Origin of the sequence: Zavarzinia compransoris (assembly GCF_003173055.1) — a bacterium.
In the GTDB taxonomy this organism is placed as follows: Bacteria; Pseudomonadota; Alphaproteobacteria; order Zavarziniales; family Zavarziniaceae; genus Zavarzinia; species Zavarzinia compransoris.
The window spans coordinates 714,512-730,647 of the sequence record NZ_QGLF01000002.1 but is presented as its reverse complement, the minus strand read 5'-3'; the positions used below and the strand labels follow the sequence as shown (position 1 = coordinate 730,647).

Sequence of the window (16,136 nt, the reverse complement as noted above, 5' to 3'; positions counted from 1 at the left end):
GCGGCTTTCGCGCCTGCGGAAAAAACGTGACGGTGACGGTCACCACTGGAATCCCGGGGCGTTAGATCGTAAGTATGATGGGACGGGGCTCCGGCCCGGTCGCGCCCTCGGGGAGATTGACCCCCATCAATGACAGGACGCCGCCGGGTCCTGAGCATCGTCCAAGCGCCCCATCCCTCAAGCGCAGGTAAGACATGAAGCTGATCATTTCCGGCAAACAGATCGACGTCGGCGACGCCCTTCGCACCCATGTGACCGAGCGGCTCAAGGGCCTCGTCGGCAAGTATTACGACCGGCCGATCGATGCATCGGTGACCTTCTCGCGGGAGGCGCACCTGTTCCGCACCGACATCACCGTGCATTTCGGTGCCGGGCTTACGGTGAATGCGGAAGGTGACGGCACCGAAATCTACGCCGGCTTCGAAGCCGCTGCCGATCGTGTCGAGAAGCGCCTGCGCCGCCACAAGCGGCGCCTGAAGAATCACCATCACGGCGCCCAGCGCACCCTCGAGCCGGCGCTCGCCTATGTGCTGTCGCCCGCCCATGACGATGCGGATGACGACGCCCCCCTCGACAACGGCAACGAAGGCCCGCTGGTGATCGCGGAAAACGAAGCCGAGATCGAGACCCTGACCGTTTCCGAGGCTGTGTTCCGCCTTGATCTCAGCGCCCATCCGGCGATGATGTTCCGGAACAGCGCGAACGGCGGACTGAACGTGGTCTACCGTCGCCCTGACGGAAACATCGGCTGGATCGAGCCGAACAAGCGCGCCGTCGGCGCCACGGTGTGAGGCAGTCGTCTTGGAGCTTAGCACCATCATCAGCCCTGAGGGCGTGATTGCCGACCTCAGGGCCAACGGCAAGAAGCAAGCCTTGCAGGAATTGTCCGCGCGTGCCGCCACCATCACCGGCGTGCACGAGCGGACGATTTTCGACATCCTTCTCGAACGCGAGCGCCTGGGCACCACCGGGGTCGGCCAGGGCATCGCCATCCCCCACGGCAAGCTGGGCGAGATCGACCGCCTGTTCGGCCTCTTCGCCCGCCTGGCCGAACCGATCGACTTCGAATCGATCGACGAGCAGCCGGTCGACCTCGTGTTCCTGCTGCTGGCGCCCCAGGGCGCCGGGGCCGATCACCTGAAGGCGCTGGCCCGGGTGTCGCGCCTGCTGCGCGACAAGGAAACCTGCGAGAAGCTGCGCCATTGCGATTCGGTCGAGGCGATCTACGCCCTGCTGACCGACGACGCCCGACCCCACGCGGCCTGAGCACGCCCGCCCCGCTTCCGGGACGGGGACCGGTCAGTGCACGCTGAGCGGCTGCATCTCGTACTGGAGGGCGGCGGCAAAGGCGAGGTCGCGGGTCTCGAGCAGGGCGAGCAGGGCGCCGTCGGCGCCATGGACGGCGACCACATCCTTGCCCTCGACCGTCACCGGCTTAACATAGACCAGAACCCCGCCGCCGAGGTTGGCCAGCACTTCCGGCGTGATGAGCCGGATATCCGTATCCTTGGTTCCACCAATCATCTCACACCTCCGCTGGATGCCCCATGATGGGCCCATCCTGCTTAACGAGCCGTTGCGGCCTCGTATGCCTGGCGCCGCCGGCGCCCTTGGTATGCCTGGCGCCGCCGACCGCCGGCCGGCGCCCCTTGCTCAGCCTTCCTCGCCGGTCTCCAGCACTTCGCCGCCCTCGGCGCTGCCGTCGATCGGGATATGGCGGACCACGCTGGCCGGCACCGGCCGGCGCAGGTCGACATGGAGCAAGCCGTTGTCGAGGCCGGCGCGGACGATCTCGATCCCTTCCGCCAGGACGAAAGCCTTCTGGAACTGGCGGGCGGCGATGCCGCGATGGATATAGACGCGCTTGCCGTCCTCGGCCGCCTGGCGGCCGCGCACGATCAATTGGTTTTCCTCCACCGTGACCGCCAGGTCCTCGCGGGCGAAACCGGCGACGGCCAGGGTGATGCGCAGGGCGTTCGGCCCCGTCTGCTCGATATTATAGGGCGGATAGCCGTCGGTCGCCGATTTCGCGACCCGGTCGAGGACCCGCTCCATATGGTCGAAACCGAGCAGGAGCGGACTGTTGAAGACGGACAGACGAGTCATAAGCCTTGGCCCCACGACCTGCGGCCCCCGAAAGCCCGGGCAGCCGCGCTGGGATTACGTCGACCGGGGAAAACCCCGGCAGGGGCCCCGAAGGCACCACCTGCGCCCCTATGATCTGGCGACGGCGTGATCAAAATCAAGGGGTCTGTCCCCGCCGCCCGGCAAGGTGTACATCTGTCGCGGTCGCCCGCGCTACGCCGGGCCGGCCCTTCTGGTCCGATCGGTTTTCCGCTCCACATCCCGACGCACGGCACAGGCGAGGAGGCGGCGATGCACTACGGTCCCCTGGTTGCGGTCATCGGCGGCGGCATCGCCGGGCAAAGCGCCGCCGCGGCCCTGTCGGAAGCGGGCGCCCTGGTCACCGTCTTCGACAAGGGGCGCGGCGCCGGCGGGCGCCTGTCGACCCGGCGCGACGGCCCCCGCCAATGGGACCATGGCGCGCAATATTTCACCGTCCGCGATCCGGCCCTGAAGGCGCGGGTCGCCGCCCTGGTCGCGCAAGGCAGCATCGCGCCCTGGGGCGGGACGATCGGCACCCTCGGCCCCGGGGGCTTCGTGCCCGGCGAGGGCGGCGAGGCGCGTTTCGTCGGCTGCCCGCGCATGAGCGCGCTGGTCGGCGCCCTGGGCAGCGGCGCCACCGTCTATGACGTCGAATTGCGCGAGATCGTCACCCGCGGCGCGAAACTGACGGTCACCGACCGCCAGGGCGAACATTTCGGCCCCTATGACGGCATCGTGGTGGCGACGCCGGCGCCCCAGGCGGTCCCCCTGCTCGCCCTCGAACCCGCCCTGGCGACACGGGTCGCGGCGGTCGAGATCGCGCCCTGCTGGGCCTTGATGCTGGCCTTCGACGCGCCCCTGCCCCTGCCCTTCGACGGCGCCTTCGTCGATCCCGCCCTCGGCGGCGGCATGCTGGCCTGGATCGCCCGGGACAGCAGCAAGCCGGGCCGGCCCCGGGACCGGGAAACCTGGGTGGTCCACGCCGCCCCGGCCTGGAGCGCCGCCCATCTGGACGAGGAGGCGGAGACGATCGCCCCCCGCCTCGCCGCCGCCTTCGCCGCGGTCACCGGCATCGATGCGTGGCCGGCGACCAGGATCGCCCACCGCTGGCGCCATGCCCAGACCACCCGGCCGCTGGGCCAGCCCTATCTGATCGACCCGCGGCGGCCGATCGGGGCTTGCGGCGACTGGTGCCTGGGCGCCCGCATCGAGGGGGCCTTCCTGTCCGGCCGGGCCATGGGCACGGCGCTGGCCGAACGCCTGGGCCTGCGGCTTTCTCAAGCCTCCAGTTCGGCGTCCCAGTAGAGGAAGTCGTTCCAGGATTCATGCAGGTAGTTGGGCGGGAACGAGCGGCCGTTCTCCTGCAATTGCCCGACCGTCGGCACGAAGGGATGCGAGCGCAGGTGCAGGCCGGATTCCTTCAGCAGGCGCCCGCCCTTCCGCAGGTTGCAGGGCGAGCAGGCGGTGATGATATTGTCCCAGGTGGTGCGCCCGCCCCGGCTGCGCGGCACCACATGGTCGAAGGTCAGGTCGTCGCCGTCGCCGCAATACTGGCAGGCGAAACGATCGCGCAGGAAGACGTTGAACCGGGTGAAGGCCGGGTGGCGGGCCGGCTGCACATAGGTTTTCAGCGAGACGACCGACGGCAGGCGGATCTCGAAGCTGGGGCTGCGCACCATGCGGTCGTATTCGGACAGGATGTTCACCCGGCCGAGAAAGACCGCCTTGATCGTGTCCTGCCACGACCACAGGCTGAGAGGAAAATAGCTGAGAGGCCGGTAATCCGCGTTCAGGACCAGCGCGGGACAGGCCTCCACCGGATGGGACATCGCGTTCATCGAACCGCCTCGCCCTTCTACCCGTAAACGGGCTACCCGTAAACGGGAGCCCGACCGGACGCATTCAGGTCAAGGCCCCGAACCATTCCAGAGCCGCGCGGCGGCTCGAGGAAATAGTGTCAAGCCTTGCGGTTCCGCGCCAGTAAAATACTACATACTGTGTTACGCCGCCGTGACGGTGCCTATTGGTCCAGCAGCATGCGGCACAGGAATTCGCCGCCGAGCGCCAGCCCCTCGGGCCCGATGCCATGGGCGAGGCCATGCTCGATGTGGCGCTGGACCGTCACCCCTGCCGCGTCCAGGCCGGCGACCGAGCGGTGCAGGGCGGCGACCGGCACGATCGGATCCTGGTCGCCATGGACGAGAAGCACCGGCGGACGCGACGTCAATTCCGCCGCCAGCACCTCGCCCGCCCCGGCCAGGGCGCCGGAATAGCCGATCACCGCCGCCGCCGGCGCCCGCCGCCGCAGGCCGACATGCAGCGCCATCATGCAGCCCTGGCTGAAGCCGACGAGGGCGAGATCGCGGTCGGCAAGACCGAGGCGGGTCAATTCGTCGTCGAGGAAACGATCGAGCAGGGGCGCCGCGATCCGGGCCCCGGCCAAGCGCTCGGTCTCGGAAAAATCGGTCAGCGGGAACCATTGCCGGCCGAACCCCGCCATGGCGCAGGGTTCCGGCCCGTCGGGCGCGACGAAATAGGCATCCGGCAGCAGGCGGCGCCAATAGGGCGCGAGGCCGATCAGGTCCTCGCCGTCGGCACCGAAGCCGTGAAGCAGCACGACCAATTGGCGCGCCGGGCGGTCCTCCGGCGGCGCGAGGCGCGGTCCATCAAGCCTGGTCATGCAAACACTCCTGCCCCCTGAAACGGCTGCCATAATCATGAAGACGAATCGTTACAGGAAAAGACCGCATTGGTCCCATTTGCACCCATTTCCACCCGTTTTGCACCAAGCCCGACCGGCGGCCTGCATCTGGGCCATGCCTATGCCGCCTGGATCGCCCACGACCGGGCCCGGGCGGCGGGCGGGCGCTTCCTGGTGCGGATGGAGGATATCGACCAGACCCGCTGCCGTCCCGCCTTCGATGCCGCCATCATCGAGGATCTCGCCTGGCTCGGCATCATGTCCGACGGGCCGGTGCGCCGCCAGTCGGCGCATTTCGACGATTACCGCGCGGCGCTGGCCCGGCTGGAGGCGCTGGGCGTGCTCTATCCCTGTTTCTGCACCCGGAGCGAAATCGCCCAGGCGGTGGGCGCGCCCCAGGGGCCGGCCGGCCCGCTCTATCCCGGCACCTGCCGCCATCTGACCGCGGCGGCCCGCGGCCGGCGCCTGGCCGGGGGGCAGGACCATGCCCTTCGCCTCGATATCGCCGGGGCGCGCCGCATCGTCGGCCCGGCGCTGTGCTGGCACGACGAGAAGGCCGGCCGCCAGGAGGCGCGGCCGGAAGAATTGGGCGATGTCGTCCTCGCCCGCAAGGAAACGCCGGCGTCCTATCACCTCGCGGTCACCGTCGACGATGCCCTGCAGGGGATCACCCTGGTGACCCGGGGCGTCGATCTCTTTCCGGCGACCCATGTCCACCGGCTGCTCCAGGCGCTGCTGGACCTGCCGGTGCCGGACTACGCCCACCACGGGCTGGTCATGGGCGAGGACGGCATCCGCCTTGCCAAGCGCGACCGGGCCCTGACCCTGGCGGCCATGCGCGCGGCAGGCGAGAGCCCGGCGGACCTGCGCCGCCGTCTCGGCCTCGCGCCCGGCTGAAGGCCGCCTTGCTGAGACGCCCCCGCTCCCGTACCTTGCCGCCGTGAGGCGGAGGAGAGATCCCGCCGCCGCAAGGCGGGGGAGAGTTCGCCGCCGCCACAAGGCGGAGGAGAGTTCAATGAAAAGCCAGAAAATGGTGGAATACGCAGCCCCCCTGTGCGCGCAGGTGGAACCGGATCCCGTGCCCCAGGGCACCGAGGTGGTGGTGCGGATCTCGCGCTGCGGCGTCTGCCATTCCGACCTTCATATCTACGAGGGTTACTTCGAGATGGGGGGCGGCAACCGCCTCGACGTGCGCGGCGGCCGCAAGCTGCCCTTCACCCTCGGCCATGAGATCGTCGGCACGGTGCTGGCCGCGGGCCCCGCGGCGACGGGTGTCGCGGTCGGCGACCGCCGCGTGGTCTACCCCTGGATCGGCTGCGGCGCCTGCCCGACCTGCGCCCGGGGCCTCGAACACCTGTGCCCGAAGAGCCGGCATCTGGGCGTCAATGTCGACGGCGGCTATGCCGATACGGTGACCGTGCCGCACCCGCGCTACGTCCTCGATTATGCCGGGATCGACGAGGACCGCGCCGGCCCCCTGGCCTGCTCGGGCCTGACCGCCTATGCCGCCCTGAAGAAGATCCCGGCGGCGGGCGCGGGCGATCCCATCCTGATCGTCGGCGCCGGCGGTGTCGGCCTGATGGCGATCCAGGTTGCCCGCTCGCTCTATCCCGCCGCCACCGTCGTCGTCGCCGAGATCGACCCGGCCAAGGCGGAAGCGGCCCGGGCCGCAGGCGCCGCCGAAGTGCTCGACCCCCGGGACAAGGACAGTCTCGCCCGCTTGCAGAAGGGCTATGGCGGCGTCCATGCCGCTTTCGATTTCGTCGGCGCCGACGCGACCCTGCAACTGGCGATACGGGGCCTGCGCCGGGGCGGCACCGCCGTCGTCGTCGGCCTGTTCGGCGGCGCCCTGAACATGCCGATCCCGCTCTTTCCCTGGAACGGCATCTCGGTCGTCGGCTCCTATGTCGGCAGCCTGCCGGAACTCGCCGAACTGCTGGACCTGGTCAAGGCCGGCAAGGTCGCGACGGTGCCGGTCACGCTCCGCCCCATGACCGAGGCGACGGAAGCCCTGCACGACCTGAAGGCCGGCAAGGTGATCGGGCGCATGGTGCTGACCGCTTGACTCTGAAATGTCCCTTGCAAGCCGGCCCGTTTGGCGCACGAATGGTGCCGGTGCCCGTCGGGCCGGCCTGCCCGGCCCGATCGGCCATTGGGGGCAAGGGGCCAGCGGCATTCCGACGGGGGGTGACCTCTTCCGCAGGCCATGACTGCCCGAAGAAGAGTGTGGCCCATCCTGGGGAGATGCGTGCATGGCCAATTCGAATCTGATCACCATCGGCGCCGCCGCGGTCATCGTGGCCGCGGTCGTCGGCGCCTATGAATTCGGGCTGCTGGGGGGCGGTTCGTCCCAACCGGCGGCGACGCCCGCCGCCGAGGCGCCGGCCGCAACGCCGCCCGCCGCGCCCCCGCCCGCCGCGCCTGCACCGACACCGCCGGCGCCGGGCGCCACGCCGCCTGCGCCTACGCCGCCTGCCCCCACACCGCCTGCACCGACACCCCCGGCCCCGCCTGCGGCCGGCGGCGACAGCGCGCCGGGCGCAGGCCCGGGCGGCTCCTCGGGCAAGGGCGGGTCATCGGGCAATGGCGGCGCCTCGGGCGGCGGCGGTACGCTGGGCGGCCTTGCCGGCGGCCAGGGCGGAACGCCCCCCGCCCCGACGCCGCCGGCCCCGCCCCCGCCCCCCGGTGGCCAGGGCTCGCTCGGCGGCGGCAACCCGCCCCCGCCCCCGCCGCCCTTCCCGGGCGGCCAAGGCGGACCGGGCGGTCAAGGTGGACAGGGCCAGGGTGGACAGGGCCAGGGCAATCTTCAGCAGATCCTGGTCGGGACCTGGCAGGGCCAGGTGTTCGCGGACGGCATCAACCAGATCATCCAGACCACCTTCTATGCCGACGGGCGGTTCTTCCAGTATACCCAGGCGCCGCAGATCACCTCGGCGACCCTGACCATCCAGGGCACCTGGAGCTTGAACGGCCAGGTCCTGGAACTGGTCCCGACCGAGTGGGAACCGAAATCGGTCTGCCTTTACAACGGCCAATGCACCGATTTCACGCCGGAGCCGGACAGCCAGCCCCTGCGCATCATCGACCAGAACACGTTCATGGTTCAGGGCGGCCAGTTCCGCCGCGTGAACTGACGGGCACCGGCCGGGGCGGCACCACCGCCCCGGCCGTTTCCTGCCGCCGTCAGGCCGGCCGCTGGGCCGGGCGCCGCGCCATCATGACCGAGAGCAGGGCGGCAACCAGCCCGGTCGCCCCGGCGATGACGAAGGCATCCAGGTAATTGCCCTGGACGGTGCGCATATAGCCGGCGAAGAAGGCCGCGCTGGCCGCGCCCATCTGGTGGCCGGCGGCGATCCAGCCGAACAGCACCGGCGCGTCGCGGTCGCCGAAATGCTCGTTCGCGAGCCGCGCCGTGGGCGGCACGGTGGCGATCCAGTCCAGCCCGAAGAAGATCGAGAACAGGGCGAGGCTGAACAGGTCGAAATCCGAATGGATCAGGAAGATCAGCGACAGGCCGCGGATGCCGTAATAGACGAAGAGCAGCTTGCGCGGATCGAAACGGTCGGTCAGCCAGCCCGACAGGGTGGTGCCGATCAGGTCGAACAGGCCCATGGCGGCCAGCAGCCCGGCCGCCTGCACCTCCGGGATGCCCTGGTCGCCGCAGAGCGCGATCAGATGGGTGCCGACCAGCCCGTTGGTGGTGAAGCCGCAGATGAAGAACGTGGCGAACAGATACCAGAACGCCTTGGTCCGCATGCCCCGGCCAAGGGTGGCGAAAGTGGCGACGATCATGTTGCCGGCCCGGGGCGGGGCCGCCGCCGGCGCCTCGGCCGCGCCATAGGGCAATTGGCCGATCGCCGCCGGGCTTTCCGGCAGCAGCCACCAGACCAGCGGGATCATGAGGGCGGAAGCCGCCGCCACCGTCAGCACCACCGAGGGCCAGCCGAAGGCATCGGCCAGTGCGGCCAGCGCGGGCAGGAACAGCAGGGTGCCGGTGGCCGCGCTGGCGGTGAGCAGCCCCATCATCAGGCCCCGGTTGGTCGCGAACCAGCGGTTCACCACCGTCGCCCCGAGGACGATGGCGATACAGCCCGAGCCGAGCCCCGAGAACACGCCCCAGGTCAGGATCAACTGCCACGCCTCGGCCATGAAATAGGACAGGCCGGTCGCCGCCGTCATCAGGACCAGGGCGCCGAGCACGACGCGGCGAATGCCCAGGCTGACCATCAGGGTGGCGGCAAAGGGCCCGACCATGCCGTAGAGGAAAATCCCGATCGCCGCCGACAGCGAGACCGTTTCCCGGCTCCAGCCGAAAGCCTCCTCCAGCGGGCGGATCAGCACGCCGGGCGCCGAGCGCTGCCCGGCCGAGACCAGCAGGGCGAGGAAGACCACGCCCACCACCACGAACGCATATTTCTGGCCAAAGGGCCGCGGGCGGACTATCTTCATGTTACTGACCGGTACGTTTCAGATGCCTCTAGATACGTACCGATCGGTAACACCGTCAACAGAAGTTTTTGCATGACCGCCGCCGCCAAAGTCACAGACCCGGGCAAGCCCCGCCGCGCCGTCGACCGGATCCGGGAAACCGCCCGCGACCTGTTCTATCGCCGGGGCATCCGCGACGTCGGGGTGGAGGAGATCGTCACCACCGCCGGCGTGACCAAGCCGAGCCTCTATCGCGCCTTCGCCTCGAAGGACGAATTGGCCGCCGCCTATATCCGCGACTACGACCGGGAGTTCTGGGACCGTTTCGAGGCGGTGACCGCGCCCCATGCCGGCGATCCCAAGGCGCAGGTCCTGGCCTGGGTGCAGGCGATCGAGGACCGCACCCGGGTCAGCCGCTATCGGGGCTGCGGCATGACCAATGCGGCGGTCGAATACCCGGACCGGGACCACCCGGCCCGCCGGCTCTCGGTCGAGAACAAGAAGGAATACCGGCGCCGCCTGCGGGCGCTGGCGCGCGACATGGGCGCCCGCAATCCCGACCTGCTGGGCGACGGCCTGCTGCTCCTGATCGAGGGGACCTATGCCAGCGCCCAATTGTTCGAGGGCGACGGGCCGGCCGTCCACCTCGCCGCCGCCGCCGCGGCCCTGATCGACGCCAGCCTTTGAGCGACGCCTACCAGCGGCCGTGCGGCCCGCGCAGGTGGTCGATGAAGGCGCGCAAGGGGGCCGGCATGAGACGGCGGTCGTGGCAATAGAGGAACGGCCCCGGAAATTCCCCCCACCAGTCCGGCAGCAGGGCGACGAGGCGGCCCTCCGCGATCAGGGGCGCCACCAGGTCCTCGAAGCTGAAGACGATGCCGAGGCCGGCCGCGGCGCCGGCCAGGATCATTTCGATCGAATTGGCCAGCAGGGGCCCCGATGGATCGACCCTGACCACCTGCCCCGCCCGTTCGAATTCCCAGGCCGGCCGGGCGCCCGAGAGGAAGCGGTAGCGCAAGCAGGCGTGACCGAGAAGGTCGCGCGGGTGCCCGGGCGATCCGTGGCGTTCCAGGTAGGATGGTGCTGCGGCCAGCGCATAGCGCTGCACCCGGGGGCCCAGGGGCACGGCGATCATATCCTGTTCCAGCATCTCGCCATAGCGCACCCCGGCATCGAAGCCGGCGCCGAGGACGTCGATCAACTGGTCGTCCGCCGTCACCTCGACCGTGATGCCGGGATGTTCCGCCTGGAACGGCGGCAGGATGCGCGGCAACATCAGGCGTCCCACGATGCCGGGGACATTCAGGCGCAGGGTGCCGGTCGGGCTGTCGCGGAAGCCGTTGACGACATCGAGCGCGGCCCGCACCTCGGCCAGGGCCGGGCGCAGCCGTTCCAGCAGGCGCAGGCCCGCCTCGGTCGGGGCGACGCTGCGGGTGGTGCGGTTCAGCAGCCGGACCCCCAGCCGCGCCTCCAGCCGGCGCACGGCATCGGACAGGCTCGAGGCCGACAGCCCGCTCCGGGCCGCCGCGCCCCTGAAGCTGCGCGCCGCCGCCACCAGGGCCAGGGCTTCGAGATCGGCAAGGTCGGGTGCGGTCATTGTCCGGGTATCCGTACAAGTTGTTCTGACCTTAACAGATTATCGAACGGTGAAAACCGCCGCATGCTCCGGCCATCCCATGACGGAGGTTGACATGGAACAGCGCCTTCTCGGCCGTGACGGCCCCACGGTTTCCGCCCTCGGCCTCGGCTGCATGGGCATGTCGGATTTCTACGGCCCCAACGACCGGGGCGAGAGCATCGCCACCCTGCATGCCGCCCTCGATGCCGGTATCACCCTGCTCGACACCGGGGATTTCTACGGCTCCGGCCATAATGAGATGCTGATCGGCGAGGCGCTGCGCGGCCTCCCGCGCGAGCGCTATCAATTGTCGGTGAAATTCGGCGCCCTGCGCGATCCCGCCGGCGGTTTCGCCGGCTACGATGGCCGGCCGGCCTCGGTCCGCAACTTCCTGGCCATGAGCCTGAAGCGGCTGGGCACCGATCATGTCGACATCTACCGCCTGTCGCGCCTCGACCCCCAGGTGCCGGTCGAGGATACGATCGGCGCCATCGCCGACATGGTGAAAGCCGGCTGGGTGCGCCATGTCGGCCTGTCGGAAGTCGGCGCCGAGACCATCCGCCGCGCCGCCGCCGTGCACCCGATCGCCGACCTGCAGATCGAATATTCCCTGATCGCCCGGGGGATCGAGGCCGCGATCCTGCCGGCCTGCCGGGCCCTGGGCATCGGCGTCACCGCCTATGGCGTGCTGGCGCGCGGGCTGATCAGCGGGCACTGGCAGGCGGGTGCGCCCCGGGCCGGCGATTTCCGCGGCTTCAGCCCGCGCTTTGCCGGCGACAACCTGGACCACAACCTGGCCCTGGTCGAGAAACTGCGCGAGATCGCAGCCGCCCGGGGCGTCACCGTCGCCCAGGTCGCCATCGCCTGGGTGCTGGCGCAGGGTCCCGACATCGTTCCCCTGGTCGGCGCCCGCCGCCGCGACCGCCTGGACGAGAGCCTGACGGCCCTCGCGCTCGGACTCGATGCCGCGGATCTCGCCGCGATCGAAGCGGCGGTGCCCAAGGGGGCGGCCAGGGGCGACCGCTATCCGGCGCTGCACATGGCCCAACTCGACAGCGAGCGATAGGCTATTTGGCCCAGACGAAGCCGATCACCGGACTGCCGCTGAGGTAGAAACTCTCCGGCCGCTCGACGAAGCGGCCGGTGCGCTGGCCGTCCGTCCCCGGATGGGGGTGGAAGGGTTCCATCGCGGTCACCGTGCGCGTTTCCTTGTTCTGGTCGAAGATCACATTCATGTGGGTGCCGCCGACCAGCGGATAGTTGAAGACCACGATCACCGGCCGGTCGCCCAGGGGCATGGGCGCATTGGCCCATTGCGAGGACTGGGAATAGGCCGGCCGCATCATGAAACGGGCCTCCTTGGCCAGATTGTTCATGAAGTAGCTGTGCGGCAGGCCGCCGCTGTCGTCGCAGAAGCGGGTGTACTGGCTGATCAGATCCATCTGGCTGAGCGCCGGGCGGCCGCCGCCGAGCGCCTTCAGCCACCAGGACGTGCTGGCCGCCCAGCAGGCGAAAGGATCGAACTGCCCGATGGGCGCTGTCTGTCTGTAGTTGGCCATGGCATCCCCCCGGTTGCTTGCCGAGCCATGAGTTGAGCACCGGAACGGCGGGACGGAAACTGCCGGCTTTGCAGGGGAGCCCCCCCGAGCCACGCATGCCATGCATGGCTCGGGGCAGCGGATTACGCCGCGACCGGCAATTCGTCGATCATGGCGACGATGTCGGCCATGATGTCGGTCAGCTGGTAATCCTTCGGGGTATAGACGCGGGCGACGCCGGCCGCCTTCAGCTTGGCCTCGTCCTCGGGCGGGATGATACCGCCGACGATGACCGGGATGTCGGCGATGCCGGCCTCGCGCATCTTGTCGAGGACATCGGTCACCAGCGCCACATGGCTGCCCGAGAGGATGGACAGGCCGACCACATGCACGCCTTCTTCCAGGGCGGCATTGACGATCTGGGCCGGGGTCAGGCGGATGCCCTCGTAGACCACTTCCATGCCGGCATCGCGCGCCCGGACCGCGATCTGCTCGGCGCCATTGGAATGGCCGTCCAGCCCCGGCTTGCCGACCAGGAACTTCAGGCGCCGGCCCAGCTTGGCCGAAACCTCGTCGACCTTGGCGCGCACCGCCGCCATATCGCCGGCCGGGGCCGAAGCCGCCCGGGCGACGCCGGTCGGGGCCCGGTATTCGCCGAAGACTTCGCGCAGCGTCTGGCCCCATTCGCCGGTGGTGACGCCGGCATGCGCCGCCGCGATCGAGGGTTCCATGATGTTGCGGCCCTCGACGGCGGCGCTGCGCAGCGCTTCGAGCGCGGCCTTGACCTTCTTGTCGTCGCGCGATGCGCGCCACGCCTTCAGGCGCTCCACCTGCTCGACCTCGGCGGCATCGTCGACCACGAGAATGGCGCCCTCGTCGCCGGTGGCGAGCGGGCTCGGGGCCGATTCGGTGAAGCGGTTGACGCCGACCACGGTCATCTCGCCCGATTCGATGGCGGCAAGGCGCTGGGCGTTCGCTTCGACCAGGCGCTGCTTCATGTAGGACGCTTCGACCGCGGCGATGGCGCCGCCCATGGCTTCGATCCGGCCCAGTTCCTCCAGCGCCGCCTCCTTCAGTTCGGCCACCTTCTGGCCGACCACGGTCGAGCCGTTGAAGATATCGCCGAATTCGAGCAGGTCGGTCTCATAGGCCAGGATCTGCTGGCAGCGCAGCGACCATTGCTGGTCCCAGGGCCGCGGCAGGCCCAGGGCCTCGTTCCAGGCCGGCAATTGGACGGAACGGGCGCGGGCATCCTTGGACAGGGTCACCGCCAGCATTTCGAGCAGGATGCGGTAGACGTTGTTTTCCGGCTGCGGTTCGGTCAGGCCCAGGCTGTTCACCTGCACGCCGTAGCGGAAGCGGCGGTAGCGCTCTTCCTGGACGCCGTAGCGGTTCAGGGTGATGTCTTCCCACAGTTCCGTGAAGGCCCGCATCTTGCAGATTTCGGTCAGAAAGCGGATGCCGGCATTGACGAAGAAGGAAATGCGCCCCACCACCTTGGGCAGGTCGGCGGCCGGAACCTGGCCCGCCTTCTTCACCTCGTCCAGCACCGCCTGGGCGGTGGCGAGCGCATAGGCCAGTTCCTGCACCGGCGTCGCCCCCGCTTCCTGCAGGTGGTAGGAGCAGACGTTCATCGGGTTCCACTTCGGCACTTCCTTGTAGGTGAAGGAAATGACGTCGGCGGTCAGGCGCATCGAGGGCTGGGGCGGGAAGATATAGGTCCCGCGCGACAGATATTCCTTGATGATGTCGTTCTGCGTCGTGCCCTGGAGGTCGGCGCGGCTGGCGCCCTGTTCCTCGGCCGTCGCGATATAGAGCGAAAGCAGCCAGGCCGCCGTCGCATTGATCGTCATCGACGTGTTCATCCGGCCGAGCGGAATGCCGTCGAACAGGGTGCGCATGTCGCCGAGATTGGAGATCGGCACCCCGACCTTGCCCACTTCCCCGCGCGACAGCACATGGTCGGCGTCATACCCGGTCTGGGTGGGAAGATCGAAGGCTACTGACAAACCTGTCTGGCCGCGGGCGAGGTTCGTGCGGTACAATGCGTTCGAGGCCGAGGCCGACGAATGCCCGGAATAGGTCCGGATCAGCCAGGGATCGTCCCGCCGGGGCTTCGCCCCTGCCGCCGCCGTGCCTTCGCGCTTGCTCTCACTCATCTCTGATTCCCTACGTCTCGCAATTTTATGGCACCAAAAGCCTATTGACGGGATTTGTCGTTGCGCTTTTGGAGCATATCCAATGCCATATTATTCAAATAGCATGTTGTGCGACGCAAAATAAACTTGCAACTCGATCCGACTGCATCCAAAACTCCCGCCCTATCCGGTTCATCAGATTGCCATATGATGCGGGATAGAGCCGGCAAGCGGGAAAAACAGCAACAACCCGACGTACAAACCGACGGAGCGCGAGGGACTGAAGGATGACGGTGACCACGACCACGGGCCAACCGGTCAAGGATCTCTACGAAATCGGCGAAATTCCGCCGCTCGGCCATGTGCCGAAGGAAATGTACGCCTGGGTGATCCGCGCGGATCGCCACGGCCCGCCCGAGACGGCGATGCAGCTTGAAGTAATGCCCGTGCCCGAGATCGGCGAGGACGAAGTCCTGCTGCTGGTCATGGCGGCCGGCGTCAACTACAACGGCGTCTGGGCCGGTCTCGGCATCCCGGTGTCGACCTTCGACGTCCATAAGAAGGACTATCACATCACCGGCTCCGACGCGTCGGGCGTGGTGTGGAAGGTCGGCGCCAAGGTGAAGCGCTGGAAGGTCGGCGACGAAGTCGTGGTTCACTGCAACCAGGACGACGGCGACGACGAGGAGTGCAACGGCGGCGACCCGATGTTCTCGCCGTCCCAGCGCATCTACGGCTATGAAACCGCCGACGGTTCCTTCGCCCAGTTCACGGTCATCCAGGCGCGCCAGCTGATGCACCGCCCGAAGCACCTGACCTGGGAAGAGGCCGCCTGCTACACGCTGACGCTGGCGACCGCCTACCGCATGCTGTTCGGGCACCGCCCGCACATCCTGCGCCCCGGTCACAATGTCCTGGTCTGGGGCGCCTCGGGCGGCCTCGGCTCCATGGCGATCCAGCTCATCTCGATCTCGGGCGCCAATGCGATCGGCATCATCTCGGACGAGACGAAGCGCGATTTCGTCATGTCGCTGGGGGCCAAGGGCGTCATCAACCGCAACGACTTCAAGTGTTGGGGCCAGCTGCCCAAGGTCAACTCGCCGGAATTCGACGCCTTCATGAAGGAAGCGAAGAAGTTCGGCAAGGCGATCTGGGACATCACCGGCAAGGGCAACGACGTCGACTTCGTGTTCGAGCACCCGGGCGAGGCGACCTTCCCGGTCTCCACCTTCGTGGTGAAGCGCGGCGGCATGGTGGTGTTCTGCGCCGGCACCTCCGGCTTCAACATCACCTTCGACGCCCGCTTCGTGTGGATGCGCCAGAAGCGTATCCAGGGCAGCCACTTCGCGAACCTGATGCAGGCCGCCCAAGCGAACCAGCTCGTCATCGAGCGCCGCCTCGACCCCTGCATGTCGGAAGTCTTCTCCTGGGCCGACATTCCTCGCGCGCATACCAAGATGTGGAAGAACCAGCACAAGCCGGGCAACATGGCGGTGATGGTCTCGGCCAAATATCCGGGCCTGCGCACCTTCGAGGACACGATCGAGGCCGGCCTCCAGCCCTGATCGAAACCGCCTAGAAGACTGAGCACCGAGCAACACGTAGAG

17 protein-coding genes are annotated in these 16,136 nt (G+C 68.6%); 9 read left to right on the top strand and 8 right to left on the bottom strand.

The features are described 5' to 3' along the window. Nucleotides 1-194 precede the first annotated feature (194 nt). Both hpf and ptsN read left to right on the top strand, forming a co-directional pair. A complete protein-coding gene (hpf, locus tag DKG75_RS09270; protein WP_109920795.1) occupies nt 195-791 on the top strand; it encodes a ribosome hibernation-promoting factor, HPF/YfiA family in 597 nt (198 codons plus the stop codon). Between the two features lie 10 nt (nt 792-801). Beyond that, nucleotides 802-1,266, top strand: coding sequence for a PTS IIA-like nitrogen regulatory protein PtsN (ptsN, locus tag DKG75_RS09265; protein WP_109920794.1), 465 nt, complete (start codon nt 802-804; stop codon nt 1,264-1,266). 33 nt (nt 1,267-1,299) lie between these two features. Here ptsN and DKG75_RS09260 read toward each other — a convergent pair whose 3' ends face one another. Beyond that, nucleotides 1,300-1,524 carry a DUF1150 family protein gene (locus DKG75_RS09260; protein WP_109920793.1) on the bottom strand — a complete coding sequence of 75 codons (225 nt, stop codon included), beginning with the start codon at nt 1,522-1,524 and terminating at the stop codon, nt 1,300-1,302. 129 nt (nt 1,525-1,653) lie between these two features. Next, on the bottom strand, nt 1,654-2,106 hold the full coding sequence (locus DKG75_RS09255) for an Hsp20 family protein (protein ID WP_109920792.1): 453 nt from the start codon (nt 2,104-2,106) through the stop codon (nt 1,654-1,656). A 270-nt stretch (nt 2,107-2,376) separates the two neighbouring features. Between DKG75_RS09255 and DKG75_RS09250 the strand changes: the two genes are divergently transcribed. Continuing rightward, the gene (locus DKG75_RS09250) at nt 2,377-3,411 is read left to right on the top strand and encodes an NAD(P)/FAD-dependent oxidoreductase (RefSeq protein WP_109920791.1); all 1,035 of its coding nucleotides are present in this window, start codon (nt 2,377-2,379) and stop codon (nt 3,409-3,411) included. On the opposite strand, the gene DKG75_RS09245 is transcribed toward DKG75_RS09250, so the two are convergent. Further along, nucleotides 3,384-3,935: an HNH endonuclease gene (locus DKG75_RS09245; protein WP_208111998.1), complete on the bottom strand. Its 552-nt coding sequence runs from the start codon at nt 3,933-3,935 to the stop codon at nt 3,384-3,386. The two genes, DKG75_RS09250 and DKG75_RS09245, sit on opposite strands and share 28 nt — an antisense overlap. 191 nt (nt 3,936-4,126) lie before the next feature. Further along, entirely contained in the window at nt 4,127-4,786 is a 660-nt protein-coding gene (locus DKG75_RS09240; protein ID WP_109920789.1) for an alpha/beta hydrolase, read from the bottom strand. 69 nt (nt 4,787-4,855) lie between these two features. Between DKG75_RS09240 and gluQRS the strand changes: the two genes are divergently transcribed. The 3 genes from gluQRS (at nt 4,856) to DKG75_RS09225 (ending at nt 7,941) form a co-directional block, all read left to right on the top strand. Next, the gene (gene gluQRS / locus DKG75_RS09235; RefSeq protein WP_109920788.1) at nt 4,856-5,704 is read left to right on the top strand and encodes a tRNA glutamyl-Q(34) synthetase GluQRS; all 849 of its coding nucleotides are present in this window, start codon (nt 4,856-4,858) and stop codon (nt 5,702-5,704) included. 118 nt (nt 5,705-5,822) lie between these two features. Next, nucleotides 5,823-6,872 carry an alcohol dehydrogenase gene (locus DKG75_RS09230; protein WP_109920787.1) on the top strand — a complete coding sequence of 350 codons (1,050 nt, stop codon included), beginning with the start codon at nt 5,823-5,825 and terminating at the stop codon, nt 6,870-6,872. Nucleotides 6,873-7,059: 187 nt separating this feature from the next. After that, a complete protein-coding gene (locus DKG75_RS09225; protein ID WP_109920786.1) occupies nt 7,060-7,941 on the top strand; it encodes a hypothetical protein in 882 nt (293 codons plus the stop codon). Nucleotides 7,942-7,990: 49 nt separating this feature from the next. Here the strand turns inward: DKG75_RS09225 and DKG75_RS09220 are convergent, their stop codons facing one another. Next, entirely contained in the window at nt 7,991-9,256 is a 1,266-nt protein-coding gene (locus DKG75_RS09220; RefSeq protein ID WP_109920785.1) for an MFS transporter, read from the bottom strand. A gap of 72 nt (nt 9,257-9,328) precedes the next feature. On the opposite strand from DKG75_RS09220, the gene DKG75_RS09215 reads away from it, so the two are divergent. Then, nucleotides 9,329-9,922, top strand: a complete 594-nt coding sequence (locus DKG75_RS09215; RefSeq protein WP_109920784.1) for a TetR/AcrR family transcriptional regulator — start codon at nt 9,329-9,331, stop codon at nt 9,920-9,922. A 7-nt stretch (nt 9,923-9,929) separates the two neighbouring features. Here DKG75_RS09215 and DKG75_RS09210 read toward each other — a convergent pair whose 3' ends face one another. Next, nucleotides 9,930-10,832 (bottom strand): LysR family transcriptional regulator, encoded by a 903-nt coding sequence (locus DKG75_RS09210; protein ID WP_109920783.1) that lies wholly within the window; start codon nt 10,830-10,832, stop codon nt 9,930-9,932. A 94-nt stretch (nt 10,833-10,926) separates the two neighbouring features. Here DKG75_RS09210 and DKG75_RS09205 point away from each other — a divergent pair, with 94 nt between their 5' ends. Further along, the gene (locus DKG75_RS09205) at nt 10,927-11,919 is read left to right on the top strand and encodes an aldo/keto reductase (RefSeq protein WP_109921081.1); all 993 of its coding nucleotides are present in this window, start codon (nt 10,927-10,929) and stop codon (nt 11,917-11,919) included. Between the two features lies 1 nt (nt 11,920). Here the strand turns inward: DKG75_RS09205 and DKG75_RS09200 are convergent, their stop codons facing one another. Continuing rightward, nucleotides 11,921-12,412 (bottom strand): hypothetical protein, encoded by a 492-nt coding sequence (locus tag DKG75_RS09200; RefSeq protein ID WP_109920782.1) that lies wholly within the window; start codon nt 12,410-12,412, stop codon nt 11,921-11,923. Between the two features lie 122 nt (nt 12,413-12,534). Next, nucleotides 12,535-14,550, bottom strand: a complete 2,016-nt coding sequence (locus tag DKG75_RS09195) for a protein meaA (RefSeq protein ID WP_109920781.1) — start codon at nt 14,548-14,550, stop codon at nt 12,535-12,537. A 266-nt stretch (nt 14,551-14,816) separates the two neighbouring features. Between DKG75_RS09195 and ccrA the strand changes: the two genes are divergently transcribed. Beyond that, nucleotides 14,817-16,094, top strand: a complete 1,278-nt coding sequence (gene ccrA / locus DKG75_RS09190; protein WP_109920780.1) for a crotonyl-CoA carboxylase/reductase — start codon at nt 14,817-14,819, stop codon at nt 16,092-16,094. Nucleotides 16,095-16,136 lie beyond the last annotated feature (42 nt).